Annotated in this window: 25 protein-coding genes; 17 read left to right on the top strand and 8 right to left on the bottom strand. The window is 38.0% G+C overall.

Annotated features, from left to right (window positions below; all coding sequences use genetic code 11):
• Nucleotides 1–38: 38 nt before the first annotated feature.
• On the bottom strand, nucleotides 39–776 hold the full coding sequence (locus ACK2M2_RS04105; protein WP_409510675.1) for an outer membrane protein OmpK: 738 nt from the start codon (nucleotides 774–776) through the stop codon (nucleotides 39–41).
• A gap of 490 nt (nucleotides 777–1,266) precedes the next feature.
• Here ACK2M2_RS04105 and ACK2M2_RS04100 point away from each other — a divergent pair, with 490 nt between their 5' ends.
• From ACK2M2_RS04100 to ACK2M2_RS04085, 4 genes are all read left to right on the top strand, one after another.
• The gene (locus tag ACK2M2_RS04100) at nucleotides 1,267–1,632 is read left to right on the top strand and encodes an HPF/RaiA family ribosome-associated protein (protein ID WP_409510676.1); all 366 of its coding nucleotides are present in this window, start codon (nucleotides 1,267–1,269) and stop codon (nucleotides 1,630–1,632) included.
• 282 nt (nucleotides 1,633–1,914) lie between these two features.
• Nucleotides 1,915–2,457: an ankyrin repeat domain-containing protein gene (locus tag ACK2M2_RS04095; RefSeq protein WP_409510677.1), complete on the top strand. Its 543-nt coding sequence runs from the start codon at nucleotides 1,915–1,917 to the stop codon at nucleotides 2,455–2,457.
• Between the two features lie 19 nt (nucleotides 2,458–2,476).
• Entirely contained in the window at nucleotides 2,477–3,244 is a 768-nt protein-coding gene (locus ACK2M2_RS04090) for a transporter (RefSeq protein WP_419346200.1), read from the top strand.
• Nucleotides 3,245–3,350: 106 nt separating this feature from the next.
• On the top strand, nucleotides 3,351–3,992 hold the full coding sequence (locus ACK2M2_RS04085; protein ID WP_419346199.1) for a glutathione S-transferase: 642 nt from the start codon (nucleotides 3,351–3,353) through the stop codon (nucleotides 3,990–3,992).
• Nucleotides 3,993–4,005: 13 nt separating this feature from the next.
• Here ACK2M2_RS04085 and ACK2M2_RS04080 read toward each other — a convergent pair whose 3' ends face one another.
• The 3 genes from ACK2M2_RS04080 to ACK2M2_RS04070 all read right to left on the bottom strand — a co-directional run bounded on the left by ACK2M2_RS04080 (nucleotide 4,006) and on the right by ACK2M2_RS04070 (nucleotide 7,201).
• Nucleotides 4,006–5,097: a GGDEF domain-containing protein gene (locus tag ACK2M2_RS04080; protein ID WP_419346198.1), complete on the bottom strand. Its 1,092-nt coding sequence runs from the start codon at nucleotides 5,095–5,097 to the stop codon at nucleotides 4,006–4,008.
• A 197-nt stretch (nucleotides 5,098–5,294) separates the two neighbouring features.
• The gene (locus ACK2M2_RS04075; protein ID WP_409510681.1) at nucleotides 5,295–5,903 is read right to left on the bottom strand and encodes a GGDEF domain-containing protein; all 609 of its coding nucleotides are present in this window, start codon (nucleotides 5,901–5,903) and stop codon (nucleotides 5,295–5,297) included.
• Between the two features lie 383 nt (nucleotides 5,904–6,286).
• A complete protein-coding gene (locus ACK2M2_RS04070) occupies nucleotides 6,287–7,201 on the bottom strand; it encodes an alpha/beta hydrolase (RefSeq protein WP_409510682.1) in 915 nt (304 codons plus the stop codon).
• Between the two features lie 154 nt (nucleotides 7,202–7,355).
• Here ACK2M2_RS04070 and ACK2M2_RS04065 point away from each other — a divergent pair, with 154 nt between their 5' ends.
• Complete coding sequence (locus ACK2M2_RS04065; protein WP_409510683.1) at nucleotides 7,356–7,787, top strand: DUF2147 domain-containing protein; 432 nt, start codon at nucleotides 7,356–7,358, stop codon at nucleotides 7,785–7,787.
• A gap of 107 nt (nucleotides 7,788–7,894) precedes the next feature.
• Here the strand turns inward: ACK2M2_RS04065 and ACK2M2_RS04060 are convergent, their stop codons facing one another.
• Both ACK2M2_RS04060 and ACK2M2_RS04055 read right to left on the bottom strand, forming a co-directional pair.
• Entirely contained in the window at nucleotides 7,895–8,242 is a 348-nt protein-coding gene (locus ACK2M2_RS04060; RefSeq protein ID WP_419346197.1) for a Spx/MgsR family RNA polymerase-binding regulatory protein, read from the bottom strand.
• A 605-nt stretch (nucleotides 8,243–8,847) separates the two neighbouring features.
• Nucleotides 8,848–9,666: an exodeoxyribonuclease III gene (locus tag ACK2M2_RS04055; RefSeq protein ID WP_419346195.1), complete on the bottom strand. Its 819-nt coding sequence runs from the start codon at nucleotides 9,664–9,666 to the stop codon at nucleotides 8,848–8,850.
• A gap of 40 nt (nucleotides 9,667–9,706) precedes the next feature.
• Between ACK2M2_RS04055 and pyrE the strand changes: the two genes are divergently transcribed.
• A complete protein-coding gene (gene pyrE, locus ACK2M2_RS04050) occupies nucleotides 9,707–10,357 on the top strand; it encodes an orotate phosphoribosyltransferase (RefSeq protein WP_419346193.1) in 651 nt (216 codons plus the stop codon).
• 108 nt (nucleotides 10,358–10,465) lie between these two features.
• Nucleotides 10,466–11,008 (top strand): hypothetical protein, encoded by a 543-nt coding sequence (locus ACK2M2_RS04045; protein ID WP_419346191.1) that lies wholly within the window; start codon nucleotides 10,466–10,468, stop codon nucleotides 11,006–11,008.
• A 104-nt stretch (nucleotides 11,009–11,112) separates the two neighbouring features.
• Here the strand turns inward: ACK2M2_RS04045 and ACK2M2_RS04040 are convergent, their stop codons facing one another.
• Nucleotides 11,113–12,540, bottom strand: a complete 1,428-nt coding sequence (locus tag ACK2M2_RS04040; protein WP_419346190.1) for a hypothetical protein — start codon at nucleotides 12,538–12,540, stop codon at nucleotides 11,113–11,115.
• A 201-nt stretch (nucleotides 12,541–12,741) separates the two neighbouring features.
• On the opposite strand from ACK2M2_RS04040, the gene gshB reads away from it, so the two are divergent.
• The 8 genes from gshB to lpxC all read left to right on the top strand — a co-directional run bounded on the left by gshB (nucleotide 12,742) and on the right by lpxC (nucleotide 22,133).
• Nucleotides 12,742–13,686, top strand: coding sequence for a glutathione synthase (gshB, locus tag ACK2M2_RS04035; protein WP_419346189.1), 945 nt, complete (start codon nucleotides 12,742–12,744; stop codon nucleotides 13,684–13,686).
• Nucleotides 13,687–13,977: 291 nt separating this feature from the next.
• Nucleotides 13,978–15,075 (top strand): undecaprenyldiphospho-muramoylpentapeptide beta-N-acetylglucosaminyltransferase, encoded by a 1,098-nt coding sequence (gene murG / locus ACK2M2_RS04030; protein WP_419346188.1) that lies wholly within the window; start codon nucleotides 13,978–13,980, stop codon nucleotides 15,073–15,075.
• 17 nt (nucleotides 15,076–15,092) lie between these two features.
• Entirely contained in the window at nucleotides 15,093–16,541 is a 1,449-nt protein-coding gene (gene murC / locus ACK2M2_RS04025) for a UDP-N-acetylmuramate--L-alanine ligase (RefSeq protein ID WP_419346187.1), read from the top strand.
• Nucleotides 16,542–16,634: 93 nt separating this feature from the next.
• A complete protein-coding gene (locus tag ACK2M2_RS04020) occupies nucleotides 16,635–17,564 on the top strand; it encodes a D-alanine--D-alanine ligase (RefSeq protein WP_409510692.1) in 930 nt (309 codons plus the stop codon).
• Nucleotides 17,565–17,567: 3 nt separating this feature from the next.
• Nucleotides 17,568–18,422, top strand: a complete 855-nt coding sequence (locus tag ACK2M2_RS04015) for a cell division protein FtsQ/DivIB (protein ID WP_419346186.1) — start codon at nucleotides 17,568–17,570, stop codon at nucleotides 18,420–18,422.
• Nucleotides 18,423–18,485: 63 nt separating this feature from the next.
• The gene (gene ftsA / locus ACK2M2_RS04010; RefSeq protein ID WP_419346185.1) at nucleotides 18,486–19,748 is read left to right on the top strand and encodes a cell division protein FtsA; all 1,263 of its coding nucleotides are present in this window, start codon (nucleotides 18,486–18,488) and stop codon (nucleotides 19,746–19,748) included.
• Nucleotides 19,749–19,906: 158 nt separating this feature from the next.
• On the top strand, nucleotides 19,907–21,106 hold the full coding sequence (ftsZ, locus tag ACK2M2_RS04005) for a cell division protein FtsZ (protein WP_409510695.1): 1,200 nt from the start codon (nucleotides 19,907–19,909) through the stop codon (nucleotides 21,104–21,106).
• Between the two features lie 124 nt (nucleotides 21,107–21,230).
• Nucleotides 21,231–22,133, top strand: coding sequence for a UDP-3-O-acyl-N-acetylglucosamine deacetylase (lpxC, locus tag ACK2M2_RS04000; protein ID WP_409510696.1), 903 nt, complete (start codon nucleotides 21,231–21,233; stop codon nucleotides 22,131–22,133).
• A gap of 98 nt (nucleotides 22,134–22,231) precedes the next feature.
• Here lpxC and ACK2M2_RS03995 read toward each other — a convergent pair whose 3' ends face one another.
• On the bottom strand, nucleotides 22,232–22,672 hold the full coding sequence (locus ACK2M2_RS03995; protein ID WP_409510697.1) for a DUF721 domain-containing protein: 441 nt from the start codon (nucleotides 22,670–22,672) through the stop codon (nucleotides 22,232–22,234).
• 107 nt (nucleotides 22,673–22,779) lie between these two features.
• Here ACK2M2_RS03995 and ACK2M2_RS03990 point away from each other — a divergent pair, with 107 nt between their 5' ends.
• Both ACK2M2_RS03990 and aceE read left to right on the top strand, forming a co-directional pair.
• A complete protein-coding gene (locus tag ACK2M2_RS03990) occupies nucleotides 22,780–23,490 on the top strand; it encodes a M23 family metallopeptidase (RefSeq protein ID WP_409510698.1) in 711 nt (236 codons plus the stop codon).
• A gap of 233 nt (nucleotides 23,491–23,723) precedes the next feature.
• Nucleotides 23,724–26,432 carry a pyruvate dehydrogenase (acetyl-transferring), homodimeric type gene (aceE, locus tag ACK2M2_RS03985; RefSeq protein ID WP_419346184.1) on the top strand — a complete coding sequence of 903 codons (2,709 nt, stop codon included), beginning with the start codon at nucleotides 23,724–23,726 and terminating at the stop codon, nucleotides 26,430–26,432.
• Nucleotide 26,433 lies beyond the last annotated feature (1 nt).

Below are 26,433 nucleotides of genomic sequence, written 5' to 3'. Positions count from 1 at the left end.
CATAGTCTTGCTTTTCAAAAACATTGTTAAATATCGAATTAGAAGTGATATTTAACTAAAGCGCTGACATTATTTTCGTCTTTGCCTTTAATGCCGAATTTGTTATTCCACACAGAATGTTCAATACCTAAGTATAAACGTGTATCTGGAGAAATGTGTTTACCTGCATTCCATTTCCACTGAGTTGTCCAGTTGAGTTCGCTTGCATGAGGAACATCATCTTTTTCAGCAGTTGACCAATCTAGGAAACCATCAACTAGGAAATCTTCTGACCCTAGTTTAAATGGCACACCGTAAGTGATGGTCATTTGATAGTCATCTTTTTGGATGTCATTATTCGCGCGGTAAAAGTTTACACTTGCAAATTGTGTGTAAGGAATAGCAAGATCAAAACCAACGCCATAAAGGAAGTTGTCAAAATCGTTACCAAAATCGTCTTGGTTACTTTCCCATGTAGTTGAAATTAATACATCTTTAACAGGACCAGCAGAAAGTTTCATTCCAGACACTTCACCAAGGCTTAAACGAGGAGATAACTCGAAATAAGTCAGTTTATTGTCATCACCGCCACGCATACGATCCATAAAGAAGAATACATCTGCATATTTTACTTTTGCAGCATATTCAACGGTCAGCGTTGTTTGTTGCTCATCGACAACTTCATAGTTTTCACCATAAAGTCCAGTTAAGCTGAAGTCTTGCCAAATAGGCGCAGCTTGAGTGAATGTCGCAGTTGTTGCTAAGGCACAAATTGTTGCAAGTTGAGTCAGTTTCATGTGATTAATCTCTCCCCCAAGAAAGCGCCTTAAGGATACAGATTATTAAGCAAAAATAAAGTTAAAACTGATCAGACGTTGAAGAATAATGTAAATGCTGTCTTTAATGTAAAATTGTAGCAATTGATTAAAAGACAGAGCAAAAGACATTTTAAAATAATATTTGGATGACTTTTGATCAAAAAAAATTATTTTAAAATTAATAAAAAACAATCAGATGAATTCAAGTGTAACAAGTTGTCAAGTTTCATATTGTTTTCATAAATAATTGAAAAATATACTTGCATATTTTCCAATAAGGCTTGATATTGAAGACATAAGAACACGAATCTGCAGACTCAAAGGTGTTCATCCGATCAATTGTGGAGGTATATTCCAGTACATTGAAGATGATCAAGCTGATATGGAACAGCAAGCTAAAATTGAGCCCAAAATATAAAATTTTGTGCAAATTCTATAACTCTCAATTAAAGAAAGAGGATGATAATTTATGAACATTGAAATCCGTACCGATAAAAATATTCAAAATAGTGATCGTTTAATTACTTATGTGCGAGATGAGTTGAATAATGAATTTCAGCGTCATACTGAGCGTATTACGCAAATTTCAGTACATATTAGCGATGAAAATGGTGACAAGGGCGGAGATGATGACATCCGTAGCATGATTGAAGTGAAAGCTGCTGGTTTAAAACCTGTCGTTGTTACCCATAACGGTAAAAATATTGATACTTCACTGCACGGTGCAATTGAACGAGTAAAACGTAGTCTTGAGCATGTACTTGAGAAAAAAGAAAATATTCGTGGAGGTAAGCTTGAGCTTGCTGATGTCGATGCTGATCTTGATGAAGCATAAGTCGACATTTAAATAATACAAAAAAGCCCTTCGGGGCTTTTTTTATGCGTGAATTTTTTAAAAATTGAAAAATAATACATAATTTTTCTTTATTTAAATCTTTAATTTTAGAATGGCTTAGATATTTTTATAATGAGTTAGAATTAAAAAATGTTAGTTGATTTCAATATCGTTAAGTTGAATAGATAAAAAATACATTATTAGTATAAATTTTCATCAGACCCTAGATAAAGTTAACAAGAATTCGGCATAATGTTTATTCAGATAGAAAGAGTGATCAATATGTTAAATGCGCAGCAGCAAGTTTTTTTACAGGCCTTGGAAGAATTAGATCTTGCACAGGTTCAGCGTCTGCTCGCAGACGGTCTTGATCCAAACTTTATTGATCCTGAAAAAGGTCCTGCTGTGTCAGTATGGTCAGATGGTTTATTTAAATGGTGGGAAGCTATTTGTGAAGCCTATGAAGCAGGTCAAGAATTGACGGCTGAACAAAAACAACAGACTTTACAAGTACATCTTGATATTTTGGATGCACTTATTCTGGCAAAAGCAAACCTACATTTGTGGGATGCTGAAGAAAGCTATGGTCCGCTTTGGGATGCAGCAAGTGCAGCATGTACACCTGCGGTATTACGCTTACTTGATCATCAGGTTAATCCAAATACCCGTGATGAAGAAGGTAAAACTATTTTAACATCGATTAGTGATCTATTCTTTGATCAAGATTTTGATCAAATTGATTGGTCACAAGCATTACCTGAAGAAAAAGAAACACTTGAGTTACTGCGTAGTCGTGGTGCGAAAATGTCAAAAGAATTGAATTAATAGACCCCTGAGTAATAACATGATAACAATGCAAAAATTGACTTTAATCCTTGCTTCTACTGTGAGTATGGGAAGTATGGCTGCGGACTTTTCATTTGATCGTCCAGGAAGCGGTTTTGGTACAGGTATTACACCTGTAGGACAAGTGGCTTGGGAGCAAGGTTTACCAAGCGTAAACTATACCGAGTCTACTGTTGATGGCGCTAAGCAAAAAACACTGTCTTTAAACGGTGATACGTTACTTCGTACAGGTTTGGCATCAGGTTTAGAATTACAACTTGGTTGGCAAGGTCCTGCGTGGACTCAAGTCAAATACAAGGGCGATAAATTTGATGATTCAGGTTTAGGCGATGTCAGTATTGGTTTGAAAAAAGCAATTGATCTAGATGATGATAAATTATCTATGGCAATTTTAGCGCAAGCACAAATTGCAACGGGTAACGAAGGATTTACTGCAGAAGATGATATTTATAGCATTGGAACAGCTTTAGACTACCAATATAACGACTTACTGACTACAAGCTTAACGATGAATTATCAAGTTCAAGATGGTGAGTGGGGTGTGACTGCAATTCCAACTGTTGGCTATAAAATTGCAGGAAACTTATCAGGTTACTCAGAATTTGTTTACCGCAAAATTGAAAGCCAGCCTTATGAGTATGCTTTGGGTACAGGTTTAATTTATGCATTAAATGACCGTACGCAACTCGATGCGAGCATTGGTATTGATTTGGAAGGTCGTGACAAAGCTTATAATGGTGGTTTAGGGATTTCGTTCTTGTTCTAAGATCATAAGCTATTGACCATATAATAATATGAGAGAGTGGTTCGCCACTCTTTTTTATGCACTGTAAATTTGATTAAACTGAAAACGAATATAAAAAGAGGTTGTCATGGATTTATGGATTGGAAATAAAAAATATTTAAGTTGGTCAATGAGAGCATGGTTGGTCTGTCGCCATTTTGACATTGAATTTACAGAACATTTAGTCCAGTTAGATGGTTTAGCTGATGGGATATTTAAGCAAACCATTCAATCTATGAATCCTGTTGGTAAAGTACCTATTTTAGTGATTAATGATTTTTCGATTTGGGATTCATTTGCAATTTGTGAGTTTCTTGCTGAACAATTTCCACAAAAGCTTTTGTGGCCACAAGATACTCTAGAGCGTGCAAGGGCACGTTCACTTTGTGCAGAAATGCATAGTGGGTTTAGTGCATTACGTTCTTATTGTCCCATGAATATTCATGCCGATTTAAAAGAACTTGGGCAACAACTATGGCAACAGCATGCAGACCTTCGAAATGATTTACAGCGAGTAGAACAGATCTGGGAACTACATGAGCAAACAGGAGATTTTTTATTTGGTAAATTTAGTATTGCCGATGCTTTTTTTGCACCTGTAGTAATGAGGGTAATAAGTTACGGGTTACCCACCAATCAAAAAAGCCAAGCTTATATGAACAAAATAATACAAGTTCCTGCTATAGCTCAGTGGATTGCTGAAGCAAAGCTTGAGCTAACTTCTATTTAAATGAATATGAATATCAGCTTTGATAAATGTGTACCTGATTACGGCCTTTTTGTTTTGCAATATATAGCGCTTTATCTGCTGAATGAATAACAGAATCAATGCATTGTGTTGGGTTTGACATTGCTAGCCCGAAACTTGCTGTGAGTGAAATAAATTTATCGGCTGATACAGGAATGCGCAAATATGAAATGGCGAGACGACAGTGTTCAGCAATCGCATGTGTTTGTTCTAACGTAATATTTTGTAAAGAAAAAATAAACTCTTCACCACCAAAACGAGCAACAAGATCTTGTTCAGGTAAATGAGATTTTAGGCATTGAGCAACTTGTTTTAAAGCATTGTCACCCACGCTATGTCCATATTGGTCATTGATGGTTTTAAAATGATCAAGGTCGAGTAGAATAATGGCATAGTTGTGTGCAACTGCTTGAACTCTTTTTAATTGTTCATTGAAATGGCGACGGTTAAACAGAGTGGTCAATGGGTCTGTTTGGCTGAGGGTTTTAATTAAAGACTCACGATGACGCCATTGAAAGAGTAGAATTTCGCAAAGGATTAAGCTAGCAAATGCGATTGGTATCACAAAATAAGCCATGCTACTGACCCAAAATATATTTAAAGTGGGTGAAAGAAGTGCAGGTGTAAATAAAGGCGAATAAGGTAAAGCATGGGTTAGCGTCAGATAGCTGAGAATAATATATACAATACAAGCAAAAATTAGAGGGAAATAGACAAAGCGGTGTTCAAATAGAATTAGCCCCAAACCAGATATACAAATAAATGCGATCACGGTCGCTGGACTAAATAATCCAATGAGATAGCCATCACGCATGATCACGGCAACAAAAATATTGAGCATGGCATAGGGGAGAGCTGTTTCAGCCCATTGTTTACCTTGGAATAACCAGCATGGCAAAATTAAAAACAATAATAAAAAAAAACTAGCAAGATTGAGATAAATTTGAAATTTCAATAAACTCATATCGACCCAATGCCAAAGTGAAGGGGTCAATAAAATAAAAATTTTCCACAATAGCCAAAGCAAATGCATCGTACATGCAAGACTTAAAATCAAGATGCACTTATTGAGATTGCTCCAATTCATAATGATATTATTATGTAATATTTTATTAAGAACAAAGTGAAGTTTTTTTGTCTGTTTTCCAAGATTCATATGTGTATGTTGAGCGGTATGCTCTTAAGATATGGAATGATGTTCTACTAATAATAGGGCATCCAGATCTATAAAAAATTACAATATAAAATAGAAATTATTTCGGTAAACAATTTCTATTTTAGGTCTTAGCTTGCAATAGTACTGTGATCACGAATTTGGTTAATACCATTCGATTTCGCTGCAAAAAGTGCCTGATCTGCTTGTTGTAAAATGGCATCACTATAAGCATCTTGTTCAGAAACAGAAATACCACAGCTTGCCTGTAATAATATAGATTGAGTTTTTACTTTGAGTAATTTACTTTGTACATTTTCCGCAATTCGGCGTGCAACGCTGTTTGCATATTCAAGGGTAATATTGCTCAGAATAAGAATAAACTCATGCTCGCCATAACGACCAATTAAGTCGGTTTCACGCAAATTATCGGAAATAATACTTGCAGTTGAAATCAATGCGACTTCAGCAGCTTTAATTCCATATTGTGCTTGAATGTCTTTATAGTTATCGACATTGAGTAACACAATTGCATAGCTAATTCCAATTTGTGGATGTAATTCTTTTAAGTATGAATTGATACCAAATTGATTATATAGACCTGTTAAAGGGTCTGTAATCGTATCATCTGCCATTGTTTGGTTGTTATTAATCCATCCGTTTATAAACGAATTTTTAATCACATTTTTAAAAAATGTATGTAATTTGCGACGTCTTTCGGAATAAATTTTATTTCGCATAGCAAATTTCTCCTCCGATTATTTATGTATTTTTATTGCTCATTGACGAAAATATACGCTTTTAAATAATAAAGATCAAACATACTTATTCGTTAATTTGTTGAATTAACTCAATAATAATTATAAATAAGTGATTTTTATCACACTATTTACAAAAATAATCAGAGTAAGCGCTCTAATAATTTGGATGAATAACTAATCTTGTCACATTCCTATTTTTGGGAAAGACTATATCGTAAAGTATTGGTATTTATTAATTTGTTATTATTTTTAAATATAAACTATAGATTGTTAATTTAAAACTTAAAATTGTAAGTAAATTTAACGTCCAAAATTTAAAATTTGAGCCTAAATTTGATTTAAGCTCATAATATATATTTGTATTAATCTTGATCTAGTCGATGCGCAAAAGTTGCAATATCTGCTAAAGAAGTTTTAGCTTCATCAAACCATGGGCTAAACATTTGGAAGTTATGCCACATGCCTGTATACAGTTTTAATGTTACATCAACTTTGGCTGCTTTGGCTTTGGTTTCAAAGCGATTTGCATCATCGAGTAAAATTTCTTTAGAACCAATTTGAACGAGTGTTGGAGGTAAGCCTTCAAAATCACCAAAAATAGGTGAAAGTTCAGGTTGGGATTTATCCATGCCTTTGGGTACATAAAATTCTATACCTGTCTCAAGGGCTTCGATTGACAGTAAAGCATCATGTTTTTGATTGTAACGTAAAGACTCACTTGTCAATGTTAAATCTAAAAAAGGAGACATGAGAATCAGACCCGAAGGCAACAATTCAGGATCTTCGTTTTTCAGTTTTAGTGCTAAGGCAAGTGCTAAATTTGCACCACAAGAATCGCCTGAAATAATAATATCTTTGGGTAAAATACCTTGTGATAAAAGTTGTAGATAAGCATCATAAACAGCTTCACTCGCTTCAGGATACTGATGTTCAGGTGCAAGTGGGTAGTCAAGATGCAGCACCTGCATTTGAGTACGTACCGCAATTTCAGATAAAAATGCCCGATGCGTTTTGAGTGAGCCGACAAAAAATGCTCCACCATGAATATGAAAGATCAGTTGAGTGGCACTTTTTTGCGGTTTAATTTCTTCAGCAGGAATACCTGCGAGGCGTAAAGAACGAATTTTTACATCTTTATGTTGGGGGAAAACTCGAGTGAGTTGTTCCAATGCAAAACGCACTGCAGTCGGTGGGATATTGAGACGACTAGGCATTTTAAAACTTGTCTTTAAAATGCTCTCTGTAAGATATTGTTTCAAAGCAGGATTAAACTTCATATTTTGTCCATTTTTTTTTAAATTAGCAGTTGTTTATGAAGAAATATTGGCTAATATTTACAAGGCTACACTAAATAGTCACATTGAAAAATTGCATATTTGTTTTGAGTTTTTAATAATATATAGGTCAAATATGACTAGGGAAATGAAAAAAATGAAAAAAATCGCACTCACGTTAGGATTACTCGCAACTGCTACTTTTGCTAATGCTGCAGACCCACTCAATGGAACTGTATGGAAAACCATTGATGATGCAACAGGCAAACCAAAAGCTATTGTAAAATTTACAGAACAGAAAAACGGCACCCTTTCTGCAACGATCCAAAGCATTGTGACACCAGGTGAAGAAAATGCTTGTACGAAGTGTGAAGGGACGTATAAAAACAAATCTCTCAAAGGCGTGACCATTGTTCATAATCTTAAAAATGTCGGTGGTACAAGCTATGAAGGCGGATCTATTTTAGATCCTAAAAATGGTAAAACCTACAAGCTAAAAGGTGAGCTTGCGGGGAATAAATTGAATCTACGCGGTTATATTGGTGTATCGGCTTTAGGTCGTAATCAAACTTGGATTCGTGCGCAATAAACACATCTAAGTATTTGATTAAAAAATTTTACTTTAGAGATTTTTAAAAAAGCCTGATGTATTCAGGCTTTTTTAATCAATAAATTTTGAGGTTTTTAGCAGGGGATTTATTTCAATATACGAATCGCATCCTCATTAAAGCCCACAATATACTGGCCATCGCTTTCAATAACCGGTCGTTTGATCATACTTGTATGCGTTGTCAGCGTTTCAATCAAATTTGTTTCACTAGAAAGTGCATGTTGTTGCTCTGCTTCGGTTAGTTTTTTCCAAGTTGTGCCTTTTTTATTTAAGATGATGTCCTGTCCAACCTGATCGAGCCAAGTTTTTACCGTTTCAGCATCAATACCTTGCTTTTTATAATCATGAAAATCGTATGCAATACCGAGTTCTGTGAGTAGGTCAAAGGCTTTTTTCATAGAGCTACAATTTTTGATACCATAAATTTTTAACATCAGGTTGATCCATTCTTTAATCTGCAAAATAGCATAACAAAAGCAGTCAATTTACGCATGAATGATGTTTGAATAAAAATTTGAGGCAGTCATAAAACTGTAAGGAAAATTTGGCATTATGTAATCAATAAAGCATAAGAATGATAAAAGAACATAGCTCGTTAGATTATTGTGATAATAATCTATCGATAAAAAACTTCATAATAAAAATTGGTTGTTGTGGACAGGGCTTTATTTGATTTTGATGATAATAAAAATAAGTTTTGTCTTACTCTAATAAATAATAATGGAAATATTAATTGAAAATAAAAAAATTAAAGACTATAAAAGAGAAAACCCGCATTTAATCATCCTGATCATGCGGGTCTCAATACAACGTCCATTGTTTCGTCCTTGGAAAATATTCACTTGCGTAACTATTTTCTATCCATCCTACGGCTTCCTATCCCTATTTGATCATCCTGATCACATCCCTTTGCCGTGAAGCAATAATGCCGTTTATTATGTAGAAAAAACATCCACAACTTCGTCAAGCGATGTGAGATATTTACGCATATTGAGTAAACGGTTGTTCACTCAATATGGTTTATTGAAAAAAATTAAATTTAGATTTTATAGTCAATAATGACGGGGGCATGATCGCTAAACCATTGTTCCTTATAGACCCAAGCATTGACTGTGCGCTCTTTCCAATCAGGTGAACAGGCTTGATAGTCAATCCGCCAACCAACATTTTTCGCACGAGCTTGCCCTCGGTTTGACCACCATGAGTACACTTCAGCTTCTTTACGCACTTCACGGAAGGTATCGACATAGCCTAATTCATCATAAATATGATCGAGCCATGCACGTTCATGTGGTAAACAGCCCGATGCTTTTTGGTTACCTGACCAGTTTTTAATATCAATACGTTTATGCACGATGTTGTAATCGCCACAAATAATCACAGACTTATTTTCATCACGCCATTGTTTCAATATTTTTGAATATTCTTGAAGGAAGCGATCTTTACGTGCTTGCGCTTCATCGCCTGAAGAACCTGAAGGCAAATACAGTGAGCAAATATGGACAGGTTGATCGAGTCCAAGATCAAACTCAGCTGAAATAAAACGTCCTTGGCTATCTGCAAGTTCAAAACCTAAGCCATCGGTAATCGATACAAAGGGAAGGCGACTATAAATGGCTGTACCTGCGTAACCCGCTTTTTCAGCAGGAAAAAGATGCGTATACCAACCTTCAGGTTTAAATTTATCTGTCCATTGTGCGTGGGTAATGCGACTTTCTTGCATGCAAACCACATCAGCATCGGACTGTTCAAGCCATTCAAGTAAGCCTTTGGTCACAGATGCACGTAAACCATTTACATTAATTGAGACAACTCTTAAAATTTTTTGATCACTTGGATAGCTACTCTTTGGTATCATGCGCAGTCATAACCTTTCTGTATGAATTTTGGAGCACCTCATGACCTCGCAAGCTCAATTTGATCCACAAGCTTTTATCGAACTCGCATTATCACGTGGTGTGCTTAAATTTGGTGAGTTTACTTTAAAATCGGGTCGTGTGAGTCCTTATTTTTTTAATGCAGGCTTACTCAATGACGGTGAAGCATTATCATTATTAGCTCAGGGCTATGCCGATAAACTCAGTCAGTGTAATAGTGTTGAAGTGATTTTTGGTCCAGCGTATAAAGGCATTCCATTTGTTGCTGCAACTGCTGTGGCATTATCGCAAGTGCATGGTCAAAGTGTACCTTGGGGCTTTAACCGTAAAGAAGCCAAAGATCATGGTGAGGGTGGTGTCTTGGTTGGAGCTTCTGTTGAAGGCAAAAAAGTGTGGATCATTGATGATGTGATTACCGCAGGTACAGCTATTCGAGAAGTGGTTACTATCTTGAAAAATGCGGGTGCAAGTATTGCAGGTGTATTAGTTGCGCTTGACCGTCAAGAAAAAGGTCAAGGTACATTGTCTGCAATTCAGGAAGTTCAGCAAGAGTTAGAAATTCCTGTACATGCACTGATTACTATGCGTGATTTGATGACATTCTTAGATACGAAAGGCGATCAAGAAGCTTTGGCAAAAATGGAAGCTTATCGTGTGAAATACGGTATCTAATATTAATGATTTCAAACGATGTAATAGTCATTATATAATTTAAGGAGCAATGCGCTCCTTATTTTTAGCACAAATTTTGGGTTTGAGTTTATTGGGAAGCGGATTGAGATGTTGTGGTTGCTTTTAATAATCATCTGCGTGATTGTTGGCTTTCTAGTGATTCGCCAAAGTGATCAACGTAGATGGGGGCGTTATCAAATTGAACGCGATATGTATTTTCAAATGTATCCCTATCAGCTTGATCCATTGTTGCCATTTAGTGTTGTGGTACCTTTGGGCTATATTGCTCAGCGAAAATTACAAAACGAATTGATGCTAAAATTTAATCAAGAAGTGATTTATATAACTGCACTTGTTCAGCGTGAAGAGGCACGACAAAATCAAACTTATGTGGTGCAAGTGCGTATCCACGATCATAAAGTCGGTGAACTAGAGCCAAAGTATGCAGAAAAACTGTGTTTGAATTTAGCTCAGACTGATTTTTTTATTGGTCGCCCCATTTCTTTACAGGCTGAAATTACAGTATTTCAAAAATCTGAGACTGAATGTGGTTGCCGAATTAAATTAAACCTACCACCCGATCCACAAAGTGCTGATGAATATGTGATTAGAAATAATAAAGATGATGCAAAAAAAAGATTTAGTTATTGAAAAAAATAAAAAAAATAATTTGTAAAATGTAATAATCCTGTTTCTCAATGCTCTTTAAAGAATTGAGAAACAATCTAAAAATGATCTACTAATATTTATAAAAATTAGTGTCTTAAGCAATCAGGACTAGAACCATAACAACTCCCCGATTTGATTTCATAAATGGTTGAATGTCCCGGATTGCCTTGAGGTCGTGGTACGCCTTCAGGTACAAAGATCGTAACCGAGTGAGCTCCATATAAACCTGCGGGCATCGTCATTTCTTTTAAGACCACATAAGCACGGTCAAAATGTACATATTCCATACCTGTACCTGAAGAGGGTGTGCCTCCAATAACAGGTGGTGTGTGAATATTTTGCGCACGATTATTCGCAGTTTTCCATGCGTCAATATCTGCTCGGGTTGCAGGTCTGAGTAAACCTTTTGCAATAGCATCTTGTATGCCTGCTTGCCCTGCTAAAGGTGCATTCCGATCAATCACATCTTTCATTGTGCGATCTTGGGAAAATTGCAGTTGTGCATTTGAGTTGATATTTCCAATTGTTGCTCGCCCATTTTGTGCTAAGACAACGGCTTGAATATCACGCTGTAAAATTTTCTGCGATAATTGATTGATTTCTGAGGCATTGTCACTAGAAACATAACTATAACCGCACTGTGAGTTTTCAGAAGTCGTTTCTAATACAGGAATAGATTTAGGTAATCCAATGACTTTTTGGGTGTGATATCCCGTTGCGATAACACCTACAATATGTGTATTCGCTTCCCATTTTATATTCCAAATAGTGGGTTCATACGCACCTAAAATAAGTAGAATTGGGCGGGTGTGTTGAACTTGTATATCCATTTCATTGGCTTGGTGACCGCTGTTATCAATTTGATAATTGGATTCACGTCCTGAATATGCACCTGTGGCGAATACATCAAATTGTTGCGGAAGTTTGGTTTTAAATTTTGTGCAATCATTTTCAATAGGTGGTGTATGCGTTGATCTTGTATGATCTCGTCGATATTCGGATGTGTTTGCAAGTATAGCTTGGCGTAAAAGATTAGAATTATCAGGTACTTTTTCACTATAGAGGCAATATTTTGGTCGAATATTGTCTGTTAGATCTGAAAAACATTGCCATGAAGTAATTGTTCGTCCATCTAATGATTGCGGTTGATAGTAAATTTTGTGCTGAGCCAATTTTTCTGGAATTTTACTATTGTTTTTTAAATCAACGATCAGTTGCAATTGATTGAATTGAAAATTCACACCATCTTGAGTTTGCAAGTTAGGGATAATTGTATTTTGAATGTCTGAGGATTTTCGAAGTAATTGAATGAGTTGTCCATTGTTGTTAGATAAATACTGTTGATTTACTTGATCAGCAAAATTTTTTTGCTGTTGTGAGATATACCCCAAAACTTGATGTATTTGATATTGCATATAAGCATTTTGCCCTAGAAAGCCTAAACCAACGATTGCAAAGCTACTTAATACACCAACGAGCACCCCAGTTTGAAAGTTTTGTTTATTATTTTTCATAGATTTAACACTAGTATAATTTATAGTTATTTAAAATACAGTAGTGGCTAAGAACTAAACAGAATAATGCGATATTTTGTATTAATTTTTAAATACACAATTTTATATTGAATCTATGATAAGTATCTAAAAAAAGCAGAAAACTTTGTATTTGATCTCGGCTATACTCCTAGGAAGCCAAAATTTTATAAGAGCAATTGTATGCGTGTACTTGTGGTGATGGATCCCATCGAAAATGTAAACCTAAAAAAAGACTCAACGATGGCAATGCTGTGGGCAGCATCACGTCGTGGGCATGAGTTAGGTTATGCATTACAACAGGATTTATATATTGATCAGGGCAAAGCTTTTGGTCTGATTTCACCACTCAAAGTGTTTGAAGATTACAATCACTACTATGAATTAGGTGAGCAAAAGAAAGAATCTCTTGCGACATATGATGTGGTGTTAATGCGTAAAGACCCACCATTTGATATGAACTTTGTGTACACCACGTATATTTTAGAACAAGCGGAACGCGAAGGTGCGTGGATTATTAACAAACCACAAAGCCTACGTGATTGTAATGAAAAAATATTTGCAACCCAATTTCCCGATTTACAAGTACCAACATTGGTTACTTCACAGCAAAGTTTAATTCGTGAATTTTTAAAAGAGCATGGTGACGTTATTGTCAAGCCACTTGACGGTATGGGGGGAATGGGAATTTTCCGTTTATACCAAGATGGTGTGAATATTGGCTCAACCATTGAAATTTTAACTGAAAATGGTACGCAGCCAATAATGGCTCAGCGTTATATTCCAGAAATAGTCGATGGTGACAAACGTATTTTGATGGTGAATGGTGAAGCTGTACCTTATTGCTTGGCACGAATTCCGCAAAATGGTGAAGTTCGTGGTAATTTAGCTGCGGGTGGTTTGGGTGAAGCACGACCATTAACTGAAAATGATAAAGCGATTGCAGCTAAAGTTGGACCATTTTTAAAAGAAAAAGGTTTGGTTTTTGTGGGTCTAGATGTAATTGGTCAGTATGTCACTGAAATTAACGTGACGAGTCCAACGTGTATTCGTGAAATTGATGATCAGTTTGGAACGTCTATTGCAGATGATTTATTTGCTGTACTTGAAGCAGGTAAAACAGTTTAGGACTTAATGTTTCATTGATTTAGTCTTTATTGTAGTAAAAAATGAAACGAACACAGAGCGCTCGTGTTAGGTGCTCTGTGAATTTTTATTGAAGTTGATGTAAAACTCACTTTCTTCAGTATTTTTTGACTGATGAATGATAAAATTGGTTTAAACTCGTAAATCAGTAGAAAAAAACAATGAAGCACTGAGTGAAAAAAAGTAAATAAACTTTTCCCCGTAGTGCTTTGTGATTACAATTGTATATCTAAAATGTACGTACTTTTTATTTTTGAATTGAAGAATTAGACCGTGACCAAACCTCAGCAAAGCACACCTCGACACGTCATGATGATGGCAGCAGGAACTGGTGGACATGTATTCCCAGCACTTGCGGTTGCAAAAGAATTGCAACAACAGGGTTGCCAAGTGTCTTGGCTTGCAACACCGACAGGGATGGAAAACCGACTTTTAAAACAACATGATATTCCTATTTATCAGATTGATATTCAGGGTGTACGTGGTAATGGTGTTATCCGTAAACTTGTAGCGCCATTTAAAATTATGAAAGCAACGCTGAGTGCGATGCGCTATATGAGACAGTTAAATGTCGAAGCTGTTGCTGGTTTTGGTGGCTATGTTGCAGGACCTGGTGGCTTGGCAGCACGCTTACTTGGCATTCCAGTGATTATTCACGAACAAAATGCGGTTGCAGGGTTTACCAATACTCAATTATCTCGTATTGCAAAAACAGTATGTCAGGCATTCCCAAATACATTTGCTGAAGCGCCAAAAATTGTAACTACAGGTAATCCTGTACGTTCGGAAATTACGGCAATTTATAATCCCTCATTTCGCTATAAAGAGCGTATGAGTATAGGTGAACCTATTCACGTTTTAATTGTGGGGGGGTCGCTTGGGGCACAGGCATTAAATGAAACCGTACCTTTGGCATTGAAACAGCTCAATGTACCTTTGAAGGTTTTTCATCAATGTGGTCAAAATAAACAAGAAGCAACTCAAGCTTTGTATGCCGATATACCGCAAAGTATGCATGTGCAAGTTGAACCATTTATTGAAGATATGGCGAAAGCTTATGCTAATGCAGATTTAATTATTTGCCGTGCAGGTGCATTGACTGTGACTGAAGTAGCAACAGCAGGTTTAGCAGCAGTTTTTGTTCCTTTGCCAAGTGCGGTGGATGATCATCAAACAGCAAATGCACGCTTCCTTGAAACAATAGGTGCAGCGAAGATTTGTCCACAAAATAGTATGACACCAGATTCGTTAAAAGATTTACTGACGCCACTGATGGATCGTCAATTGTTGATGGAAATGGCGATAAAAGCCCGTCAACACGCTCAGCCCGATGCCACACAGCGTGTGGTTGGTTTAATTCAAGATTTGTAAATTTTTTAGAGTAAATTATGTCTCCACAAAGTCCGGCTGATAAAGCAAAAAATCTGATCAAAATTCCTGAGATGCGTCGTATTAAACACATTCATTTTGTGGGTATTGGCGGTGCAGGAATGTGTGGTATTGCCGAAGTGTTAAAGAATCAGGGCTATAAAGTTTCTGGCTCAGATATTAAAGCATCGAAAACTACTGCACAGCTCGAAGAGAATGGCATTAAAGTTCATATTGGTCATCATGCTGATAATATTTTGGGTGCAAATGTTTTAGTAGTATCTACTGCCATTGATCCTGAAAACTTAGAAGTAAAAGCTGCGATTGAAGCACGTACACCTGTCGTACGCCGTGCTGAAATGCTTGGTGAGCTTATGCGTTACCGTCACGGTATTGCAGTTGCAGGCACACATGGTAAAACCACCACAACAAGTCTTGTGACATGCATGCTTGCTGAAGAAAACATGGATCCAACTTATGTAATTGGTGGCTTGCTCAATCGTACAGGTGTGAATGCCGCATTGGGTGCGAGTCGTTATATAGTGGCGGAAGCGGATGAGTCAGATGCATCATTCCTACACTTAGAGCCTATGGCTGCAATTGTGACCAATATTGATGCAGATCATATGGACACTTATGGTGGTAGCTTTGATGTATTGAAAGATACATTCATTAAATTCTTACAAAAAATGCCATTTTACGGTTTAGCCGTTGTATGTGGTGATGATGCTAATATTCGTGAAATTATGCCACGCATTGGTCGTCCTGTATTGACCTATGGTTTTAACGAAGATAATGATATTCGTGCAGTTGATGTTGATCAAACGGGTATGCAATCAAGTTTCACAGTATTACGTAAAGGTCGTGAGCCTCTTCGCTTGACCATCAATATGCCAGGTTTACATAATATTCTAAATGCACTTGCAGCCATTGGTATTGCAACCGATGAAGGCGTTTCAGATGCAGCGATTGCACGTGCTCTTGAAAGCTTTAGTGGAGTTGGTCGTCGTTTTCAAGTTCAAGGTGAGTATGAACTAGGTGAAGGCACGGTGAAATTGGTCGATGACTATGGTCATCATCCGAAAGAAGTAGAAGCGACGATTAAAGCAGCACGAGCAAGTCACCCTGATCGCCGTTTGGTCATGATGTTCCAACCGCATCGTTTTAGCCGTACTCGTGACTGTTTTGATGATTTCGTTGATGTATTGTCACAAGTTGATCAATTGTTATTACTAGAGGTCTATTCTGCGGGTGAAAAGCCAATAGTTGGTGCAGATAGTCGTTCTCTTGCACGTAGTATTCGTCTACGCGGAGAAGTTGAACCGATATTGATTGACCCAGTCGAAGGCAATTTACAAAATGTGATACAAAAAGTGTTACAAGCGAATGACTTGTTATTAACACAAGGTGCGGGTAACGTGGGAGCAATTTCTGTAGAATTGGCACAGAACCAGCTGTATTTAAAATAATTGTATGATGGGTTGTGGAAATGCATCACTCTATGCGCCATAACCGATGATTAAATTGAAATTGACTTATTTGTAAAGTTTAAGGATATAAACGTGTCAAATGCTTCTAAATTTGGAAAAGTAGCGGTATTGCTTGGTGGTAAATCTGCTGAGCGTGAAGTTTCATTGGATAGTGGTAAAGCCGTACTCGAAGCATTGTTACGTTCAGGAGTGAATGCAGAAGGCTTTGATCCCCAGGAACGCAGTGTGACTGAATTGGTCAATTATGATCGTGCCTTTATTGTGCTACATGGTCGTGGTGGTGAAGATGGTCAAATTCAGGGTACTTTGGAATGGATGAATATTCCATATACAGGTACTGGTGTTCAAGGTTCTGCAATTGGCATGGATAAAGTCAAAACCAAGCAAATTTGGCAAGGTTCGGATTTACCTACTGCGCCTTATCGTATTATTGGTAAAGATGCTGATTTCAATGAAGTCATTGAGAACTTAGGTTTACCGCTCATTATTAAGCCTGTGCATGAAGGCTCAAGTGTCGGTATGAGTAAGGTTGAAAAAGTAGAAGATCTTGCAGCAGCACTTGAAAAAGCAACACAGCATGATGCTATTGTGATGGCGGAAAAATGGATTACAGGTCGTGAATTTACCATTTCATTTTTAAATGGTCAGCCTTTGCCTGTGATTCGTCTGCAGCCACCAGCTGATGTTGCTTTCTATGATTATGAAGCAAAATATAACCGTAATGATGTGGAATATGGTATTCCATGTGGTTTAAGCGAAACAGAAGAAAAGCAATTACAAGAATTATGTTTACGTGCATTCCAAGCGGTTGGAGCAAGCAATTGGGGACGTATTGATGCGATGCAGGATGAGCAAGGTAATTTTTGGTTACTTGAAGTCAATACTGTACCTGGAATGACGAGCCATTCATTGGTGCCAAAAGCAGCCAATGCGGTGGGTTATAGTTTTGATGAATTGTGTGTAGCAATTCTTGAGCAAACATTAGCAGAAAAAGCACACTAATTTATGGCTCAACTTCCTGCATCTATGCGACGCAAACGTGTCGCTACGACCTCTATCCATGAGAAACCGATTACTCGCAAAGATAAAATGCTCAATGCGGGGAGTTGGATACTCATGGTGGTCGCTTGTTTTGTTTTAGCAGCAGGAGTGTTCGGGCTATATAAAGTCATTACTGATGCTCAAGTTGCAAATCTACAAGTGATTGGTACAGATTTGGAACAAGAAAATACACAGATGATGCGACACTTGTCACCTGTTGTGACCGATAATTATTTTACTTCCGATTTGGAAGTGATTCGTGATCGGGCACTTGAGGTTTCATGGGTTGATCGAGTGGTGGTTTCTCGTGCATGGCCAGATGGTATTCGTGTACGTGTGATGCCTCGACATGCCATTGCTCGGTGGGGAACAGGGCGTCTGTTAAGTGATGCGGGTGATGTGTATTCTGAAGCAGTGATTCGGAATCATACGCAACTGCCATTGCTTCATGGGCCACTCAGCCAATCCAAAGTGATGATGCGTCGTTATAATGAAATTAATCAGTTATTTCATCCTACAGGAATGCGCCTGAAAGAGCTTTATCTGACTGAGCGTATGACGTGGTTTATGCAGTTTGACACAGGTCTACGTATTATTGTGGATCAAGATCAAACCATGAGCAAATTGCAGCGTTTGAGCTATTTGGCACAGCATGATTTAAAGTCTGCTTGGCCAAATATTACGGCAATTGATTTGCGTTATCGAAATGGTCTTTCGATACAATGGAAAAATTCAGCTGCACCACAGATTAAAAGTGGTCAGTTTGTTGTAAGAAATAGTGACAGTAATGTTGCGAATAGAAATGTTACACAGCCATAATGTATGGCTTTATAAGAGGCGTTAAGCCAAAACATAATCAATCAAGATAAAATGGTAGACGTGATGAATGAAGCTGTTCCCTCAGTTGTGGCGATAGACATTGGGACACATAAAGTTTCAGTATTGATAGCTAAGGTACATGCCCCTGATAAAATTCAGGTTATTGGTATGGCTTCTGCACGCAATAAAGGTATGAATAAAGGCAAGATTGTGAGCCTAGATAAAGTCACAGCAGCCATTAAAAATGCAGTGCAGGAAGCAGAAGATATAGCAGAATGTCGTGTTCATTCTGCATGGATTTCAATTCCAAGTACCGAATTACAAAGTCATTATGCAGTTGGACGTACACCTATTGCCAATCCTGAACATACCATTACTACGACAGAAATGGTTCGCGCACTTGAGCTTGCGAAAGCCAGCCATATGACAGCTGACTATTATCTTGCAAGTGCAGTACCCATGGGGTTTGAACTCGATGGTGAGGGTGAGTGGGTACAAAATCCTCTTAATTTATCTGCACATAGCTTAACAGGGCATTATCAGTTGATGATGCTACCCATTAGTACCATGCAAAACTTGGATCGCGCGATTAAAGGAGCGAACATTTTTGTTGAAAAAATGGTGGTGTCTTGTTTAGCTACTGCTGAAAGTAGTTTACTCAAAGATGAAAAAGAATATGGCGTATGTTTGCTTGATATTGGTGCAGGAACAACCAATATTGCGGTGTATATTGAAGGTCAATTGGCACTTGCACATACCATACAGCGTGGCGGTGAAAATGTAACACGTGATATTGCAACTGTTTTACAGACCACGACAGAAGAAGCGGAACGTCTAAAATTATTGCATGGATGTGTTGATTTACAACAAGTAAAACCAGAACACATGATTCAATTTGAAGCAATTGATGGACCGCAATCAATTAGTCGTATTGAGCTTTCAGACATTATCATTGCGCGTTATGAAGAAATTTTACACACAGTCCGTACAGAACTTGAAAATAAAGGTGCATTACAGAGTCTGTATCATGGTGTAGTATTGGCAGGTGATGCATGTCAGATTGAGGGTATGGTGACGTTGACACGTCATATACTCGGTGTTTCAGCGCATTTGGGTAATTCACCTTTAGAAGTATTTGCTGAAGATCAGCATTTATCGGTACTGCGCCGTTCGATGTACACGACTGCAACAGGTTTACTCATGTTTAGTCAGGGTGATTTGCAGGAAGCAATTGAAGAGCCTGACACTTCTGGGAAACGTCCATTTTTTGAACGAGTCGCAAATGGATGGTCAACGTTCAATGATAAATTGAAAAGTTTTTTTTAGTTTTTGGGGAATATTGTTAGGAAGTTGTAAGTATGTCGCTCTGTACTTGACAAGCTCAAACAGGCACAGCATTCTAAAAACAATTTTTTATTATTGAAGATCAAGGCAGTATACGGGCTTCAAAGTGGCTGCCGAATTTATTAGGAATCCTGAAGGTCATGGCCTCATTTGAATTATTAGACGACGAACAAACCGATGGTAACGGTCAAGCCCGTTTTACTGTATTTGGTGTAGGTGGTGGTGGTGGTAATGCCGTTCAGCACATGGTGCAATCGGATATTAAAGGTGTAAAATTTGTTTGTGCAAATACAGACAAACAGGCACTTGATCGTATGAACGCACCTTTTAAAATTCAGTTAGGTGAGCAAGGTACACGTGGTCTTGGTGCAGGTGCCAATCCTGATGTAGGTCAAATGGCTGCAGAAGAAAGTCGTGAACAAATCCGTCAGCACTTAGAAGGTGCGGATATGGTATTTGTAACAGCAGGAATGGGTGGTGGTACGGGTACTGGTGCTGCACCTGTTGTTGCTGAAATTGCCAAAGAAATGGGTATTTTGACTGTAGGTGTTGTAACGACACCATTTAACTTCGAAGGTCGTCGTCGTCAACGTTCCGCTGAAAAAGGCATTGATGAACTTGAACAGCATGTTGATTCTTTGATTATCATTCCAAATCAACGCTTACTAAGCGTTTATGGTGATATTTCAATGCAAGATGCTTACCGTAAAGCAGATGATGTTCTGTTAAATGCAGTACGTAGTATCTTCGATCTTGTTGTTCGTCCTGGTCATATTAACCTTGACTTCGCCGATTTGAAAACAGCGATGAGTACTCGTGGTTATGCGATGATGGGTGAAGGGAAGAGTAGTGGTAGTGAGCGTGCTGAAGAAGCTGCTCGCCTCGCAATTCGCAGTCCATTACTTGATAATGTTAATATTATGAATGCCAAAGGTGTTTTAATTAATATTACAGGTGGTGCTGATATTACCCTTCGTGAAACAGAAGTGATTACTGATGTTGTCAATCAAATCGTCGATTTAGATGATGGCGAAGTTTTCTTTGGTACTGTATTTGATCCTGATGCACGTGATGAAATTCGTGTAACAGTGATTGCAACAGGTCTTACACGTAATGCTAATGATGCGCCTGAAACACGCCGTAAAGTTGTCACTTCAAGCGCTTCTCAAAATTATGCGCAGCAAGCATCTACACAGCAATCAGCAGTAGATGAAGATGATCAACCAGCTATTCATAACCGTTCGAACAAAGAAGATTCATCTGCGCCTACATCAAGTGCAGCACCGCGTTCAACGCCAATGAGTATTCAGGATTATCTGAAAAATCAGCAACGTAAGTAATGCTTGAAATATGGTTTTAATTCTGTATATGAAAAAGGTAATGAGAATTCATTACCTTTTTTGATTTTTATCAATGGCTAAATGTGCTAACGTATAGCTGATTGAGGTTGAAGACCATTGAAGTATGTTGAAACAACGAACCCTGAAACGTGTCGTGAAAGCGAGCGGCATTGGACTGCATAGCGGGCAAAAAGTCTTAATTAACTTTTTACCTCATGTTGCGGATGGGGGAATTGTTTTTCGTCGAATTGATTTGAATCCACCTGTCGATATTCCTGCGGATGCAATGCTGATCCAAGAAGCATTTATGTGTTCTAATTTGGTTCAAGACAATGCCAAAGTGGGAACAATTGAACATGTCATGAGTGCTATTGCTGGACTTGGCATTGATAATTTGATTGTTGAGGTGTCGGCATCTGAGGTTCCAATTATGGATGGTAGTGCAGGTCCATTCATTTACTTACTTATGCAAGGTGAATTGGTTGAGCTAGATGCACCTAAAAAATTCATTCGTATTTTAAAACCTGTCAAAGCATTACTTGATGATAAAAAGGCTATTTTTAGTCCACATGATGGCTTTCAAATCAACTTTACAATTGATTTTGATCATCCTGCATTTGCCAAAGAATACCAATCTGCAACCATTGATTTTTCAACAGAAACATTTGTTTATGAAGTGAGTGGTGCAAGAACTTTTGGGTTTATGAAAGATTTAGATTATCTCAAAGCGAATAATTTAGCTTTGGGGGCAAGTTTAGATAATGCAGTAGGCTTAGATGACAATGGTGTCGTCAATGAAGAGGGTTTACGCTTCGCTGATGAGTTTGTACGCCATAAAATTTTGGATGCGGTAGGTGATTTATATTTGCTTGGGCACCAAGTTATTGCCCGTTTTGATGGTTATAAGTCAGGTCATGCACTCAACAACCAACTTTTACGCAATGTTAAAAGTGATCCAGATAGCTATGAAATTGTAACATTTGATAACGGGGAATTTTGCCCGATTCAATTTGTCAGTGTGACATAAGTCATTGTCTTTATATGTTAATGTTATAATATATCATGTTTTAATGTGATTTGATTCACATAATAAAATGTACTAAAAAATAATAATAGGAACTTTGTTTACTTTTTATTGCTTGCCAAACGCAGTAGAGCTTGGCTAAGCTTAGGGTCGCACACAAAACTAGCGGCATTATGTAACATTTCGCGTGTTTCTGGACTAATTTGTTTGTCAGTTTTAATAGGTTTCTGTTCTGGTTGTGACCGTGGTCTTAATCGAACTTGAAGTTTATTTAAATCTTTCAGACCATCAAGTTGTGCCAAATGAGAAATATACTGTTTTTGAAGATAACCGAGCTGACTAATCATGGCTTGATTTTCTCCGGTTAGGGTCAATATACCGTATTGATAACAGACAATCTGCCATTGTTCCGGTTGGGGCAAAAGCGGTTGAATTAATTTAGTAAGTTTTTGCCATTCGGCGACTTGCTTTGTAAGAAACGACAAGTTTCCTGTTTTTATGTGCTGTCTTGTTTGTTGGAAGACATTTTTTGGTTCAGACATACATCGTTCCTACATGATTATGTTTTAGTCTTAAAATTTCATTCTAGTGAATATCAAGGAAGAGATCACACAAGAAGCTTAATTAAGGACAGTTTAAGAGGTTTTTTATGCATTCGCGACGTATTTTATTAGCATTTTCGTTGGCAGCTTCTGCTGCATCTGTTGCTTTTGCTGACATGGTTCAGCTAGATGCAGCAAGTGGTACAAATCAAGACCGCCTAGGTGAGCTTACAAGAACTTTATCTCAAGGTTCATTTACTCACCCTGATGATATGGATATTCCTGCAAATACTAAACTTGATGTGACCATTCGTGCTTCATCTGAAAAAGTCATTGAATTGAACAACGACTCTATTGCTAAAAAATATGGTTCAGCTGCATCAGTTTCTACTCCACGTTATAGTGGTAGTTCATCGCCATATTCATGGTTGGTGACACATCCTTTACCTGATTTAAAGCGTGTTAGCTCAAATTATGGTGGTCGTACCATGGGTGGTCGTGCTGAAAACCATTCAGGTTTAGATATGTCTGCGCCAAGTGGTACGCCAATTTATGCGACAGGTCCAGGTATTGTGACTAAGTCAGGTTGGGGTACAGGTTATGGTCAATATGTTGAAATTAATCATGGTAATGGTTACCTCACTCGTTATGCACATGCATCACGTCTGATTGCTCGTGTTGGTGATCAAGTAAAAGCAGGTGAGCAAATTGCCAATGTAGGTTGTACTGGCCGTTGTACTGGTCCTCATTTACATTATGAAGTAGTGAAAGATGGTCAACGCAAAAATCCATCAACTTATTTAGCAATGTTGCCATAATTGCGTTGTAAGGGAATATGGTTGTTTTAATAACAAACAGTTAAGTATCATCAAAATTGTATAAAAACCGCCAAAATTGGCGGTTTTTTGTTATTTTGCGTAAATAAAAGTCATTAAGTATTTAGTTCCTAAATAGTGGTGCTACTTCACATTCATCTGTAACGATAACTTGATTGGTGATAATCATGGTACATATAGAACATGGTTATTTAAGAAAAAGGAACAGGTGAATTATGGCGTACTATGCTGATACAGACGCTCAAGAGACACAGGAATGGCAAGAAGCCTTTGATTCAGTTTTGAAGCATATGGGTACAGATCGTGCCGCTTTTTTATTAGAAAAATTATATCAACAAGCGATCGCGAAGCATGTTCCTATTCAGCGACTGAATACTCCTTATCTCAATACGATTTCTGTTGAAGAGTCTCCTGCAATGCCGGGTGATCAAGACATGGAACGTCGTATTCGTGCATTGATTCGTTGGAATGCCTTGGCAATGGTTCTTCGTGCCAATAAAACAGGTGATGATTTAGGTGGTCACTTGGCAAGCTTTGCATCTTCAGCAACGTTATATGATGTTGGTTTTAACCACTTCTTCCGTGCCAATAGCGATAGCTTTGGCGGTGACATGATTTATTATCAAGGTCACTGTGCGCCAGGTATTTACGCACGTTCTTATCTTGAAGGACGTTTGACTGAAGATCAGCTCAACAACTTCCGCCGTGAAGTGAATGGTAATGGACTATCAAGCTATCCGCATCCATATTTGATGCCTGATTATTGGCAGTTCCCAACGGTATCGATGGGTTTGGGTCCAATCATGTCGATTTATCAAGCGCATATTCAAAAGTACTTGATGAATCGTAGTTTGATTAAAGAAGAAGACCGTAAAGTCTGGGCTTATCTAGGCGATGGTGAAATGGATGAGCCTGAAAGCTTAGGTGCTATTTCACTTGCTGGTCGTGAAAAATTAGACAACCTGATTTGGGTTGTAAACTGTAACTTACAACGACTTGATGGTCCTGTACGTGGTAACGGTAAAATCATTCAAGAGCTTGAGTCAATTTTCCGTGGCGCAGGCTGGCGCGTGATTAAAGTAGTTTGGGGCCGTCATTGGGATTCACTACTTGATAAAGACACTACAGGTGCATTAAAAGCACGTATGGAAGAAGCCGTTGATGGTGATTATCAGCGTTATCAAGTGAAGGGTGGCGCGTATACTCGTGAAAAATTCTTCGGTAAATATCCTGAAGCAGAAGAATTGGTTAAAGGTTTAAGCGATGAAGACATCGACAACTTAAACCGTGGTGGTCACGATCCGTATAAAGTCTATGCAGCCTATGCCGCAGCAATGACTAGTAATGGTCAACCCACTGTAATCTTAGCGAAAACAGTGAAAGGTTATGGTTTGTCTGATGAAATTGAAGCGGTGAATAAAACGCATCAAATCAAAAAAATGCAGATTGACTCTTTAAGATATGTGCGTGATCGTTTCAATTTGCCATTTAGCGATGAGCAATTGGAAGAAGTGCCACTTTATCGTCCAAGTGAAAATTCTCCTGAATTGAAATATTTGAAAGCACGCCGTGAAAGTTTAGGTGGCTATTTGCCTGCACGTCGTAAAGATAGTGAAGCACTGCCAATTCCTGAACTGTCAATTTTTGATGGTGTGTTGAAAGGCAGTGGCGATAAAGAGCAATCAACGACAATGGTGATGGTGCGTTTAATCGCGACATTACTGAAAGATAAAGCCATTAAAGATCGTGTTGTACCAATTGTTCCAGATGAAGCGCGTACTTTTGGTTTAGAAGGTATGTTCCGTCAGTTGGGTATTTATGCCGCACATGGTCAAAAATATACACCTGAAGACCAAGAACAGCTAATGAATTATCGTGAAGCTAAAGATGGTCACATGCTCAATGAAGGCATTAACGAAGCAGGTGCGATGAGTGCTTGGACTGCGTTGGGTACAAGTTATTCAACCAATAATTTGCCAATGATTCCAATGTACATGTATTACTCAATGTTTGGTTTCCAACGTATTGGCGATTTGGCATGGGCGGCAGGTGATTCTCAAGCACAAGGTTTCTTGTTAGGTGCAACAGCAGGTCGTACTACACTAAACGGTGAAGGTTTACAGCATCAAGATGGTCATTCTCACATCTTGGCAAATACTATTCCAAACTGTGTGGCTTATGATCCTTGTTTTGGCTATGAGCTAGCAGTAATCGTGCATGATGGCTTGAAGCGCATGTATGTTGAACAAGAGCGTGTGTTCTATTACTTGACCGTAATGAACGAAAACTACGAACATCCTGAAATGCCACAAGGTGCGGAAGAAGGCATTAAACGTGGTATGTATCAGTTTGAAAAAGATGAAAAAGCCACTGTTCAGTTACTTGGTTCAGGCGTGATCTTACGTGAAGTGATCAAAGCTGCGAAAATTTTACGTGATGAATATCAAATCCATTCTAATGTTTGGAGCGTAACAAGCTTCAATGAATTGGCTCGTGAAGGTATGGCTGTTGAAGAATACAACCGCTTACATCCACTTGAAGATGGCAAAGAAGCATGGGTATCTCAGCAATTACGTGGTACAGATGGCATTGTGGTTTCTGCAACAGACCATGTACGTGCATATAGCGAACAAATCCGTGCCTATCTACCAGATAGCCGTCCATTCGTAGCATTAGGTACAGATGGTTATGGTCGTTCAGATACACGTGGCACGCTACGTAGTTACTTTGGTGTCGATGCTGCACATATTGTTGTCGCAACATTGAAAAAATTGGCGGATGAAGGCGAAGTAGATGCACGTTTGGTGAAAGATGCAATTTCATCATTTGAATTGGATGTTGATCGTCCAGTGGCATGGTTACCACAAGCGCATCCAACGACTCAAGATGTTGCGCCTTATGCTGAACCAACTGAGGAGAAATAAT

Origin of the sequence: Acinetobacter sp. TY1 (assembly GCF_048551395.1) — a bacterium.
GTDB lineage: Bacteria > Pseudomonadota > Gammaproteobacteria > Pseudomonadales > Moraxellaceae > Acinetobacter.
This window is presented reverse-complemented; position numbering and strand designations above follow the sequence as displayed.

Bases quoted from the DNA above. Each gene is read 5' to 3' on its own strand.
- ACK2M2_RS04040 (WP_419346190.1), bottom strand. From the start codon at position 12,540: ATGAAAAATAATAAACAAAACTTTCAAACTGGGGTGCTCGTTGGTGTA.
- ACK2M2_RS04060 (WP_419346197.1), bottom strand. From the start codon at position 8,242: ATGTTAAAAATTTATGGTATCAAAAATTGTAGCTCTATGAAAAAAGCC.
- ftsZ (WP_409510695.1), top strand. From the start codon at position 19,907: ATGGCCTCATTTGAATTATTAGACGACGAACAAACCGATGGTAACGGT.
- lpxC (WP_409510696.1), top strand. From the start codon at position 21,231: ATGTTGAAACAACGAACCCTGAAACGTGTCGTGAAAGCGAGCGGCATT.
- ACK2M2_RS04100 (WP_409510676.1), top strand. From the start codon at position 1,267: ATGAACATTGAAATCCGTACCGATAAAAATATTCAAAATAGTGATCGT.
- ACK2M2_RS04090 (WP_419346200.1), top strand. From the start codon at position 2,477: ATGATAACAATGCAAAAATTGACTTTAATCCTTGCTTCTACTGTGAGT.
- ACK2M2_RS04070 (WP_409510682.1), bottom strand. From the start codon at position 7,201: ATGAAGTTTAATCCTGCTTTGAAACAATATCTTACAGAGAGCATTTTA.
- ACK2M2_RS04085 (WP_419346199.1), top strand. From the start codon at position 3,351: ATGGATTTATGGATTGGAAATAAAAAATATTTAAGTTGGTCAATGAGA.
- pyrE (WP_419346193.1), top strand. From the start codon at position 9,707: ATGACCTCGCAAGCTCAATTTGATCCACAAGCTTTTATCGAACTCGCA.
- ACK2M2_RS04080 (WP_419346198.1), bottom strand. From the start codon at position 5,097: ATGAATTGGAGCAATCTCAATAAGTGCATCTTGATTTTAAGTCTTGCA.
- ACK2M2_RS03990 (WP_409510698.1), top strand. From the start codon at position 22,780: ATGCATTCGCGACGTATTTTATTAGCATTTTCGTTGGCAGCTTCTGCT.
- ACK2M2_RS03995 (WP_409510697.1), bottom strand. From the start codon at position 22,672: ATGTCTGAACCAAAAAATGTCTTCCAACAAACAAGACAGCACATAAAA.
- ACK2M2_RS04045 (WP_419346191.1), top strand. From the start codon at position 10,466: ATGTTGTGGTTGCTTTTAATAATCATCTGCGTGATTGTTGGCTTTCTA.
- ACK2M2_RS04055 (WP_419346195.1), bottom strand. From the start codon at position 9,666: ATGATACCAAAGAGTAGCTATCCAAGTGATCAAAAAATTTTAAGAGTT.
- ACK2M2_RS04015 (WP_419346186.1), top strand. From the start codon at position 17,568: ATGGCTCAACTTCCTGCATCTATGCGACGCAAACGTGTCGCTACGACC.
- aceE (WP_419346184.1), top strand. From the start codon at position 23,724: ATGGCGTACTATGCTGATACAGACGCTCAAGAGACACAGGAATGGCAA.
- ftsA (WP_419346185.1), top strand. From the start codon at position 18,486: ATGAATGAAGCTGTTCCCTCAGTTGTGGCGATAGACATTGGGACACAT.
- ACK2M2_RS04065 (WP_409510683.1), top strand. From the start codon at position 7,356: ATGAAAAAAATCGCACTCACGTTAGGATTACTCGCAACTGCTACTTTT.
- ACK2M2_RS04095 (WP_409510677.1), top strand. From the start codon at position 1,915: ATGTTAAATGCGCAGCAGCAAGTTTTTTTACAGGCCTTGGAAGAATTA.
- murC (WP_419346187.1), top strand. From the start codon at position 15,093: ATGTCTCCACAAAGTCCGGCTGATAAAGCAAAAAATCTGATCAAAATT.
- ACK2M2_RS04075 (WP_409510681.1), bottom strand. From the start codon at position 5,903: ATGCGAAATAAAATTTATTCCGAAAGACGTCGCAAATTACATACATTT.
- ACK2M2_RS04105 (WP_409510675.1), bottom strand. From the start codon at position 776: ATGAAACTGACTCAACTTGCAACAATTTGTGCCTTAGCAACAACTGCG.
- gshB (WP_419346189.1), top strand. From the start codon at position 12,742: ATGCGTGTACTTGTGGTGATGGATCCCATCGAAAATGTAAACCTAAAA.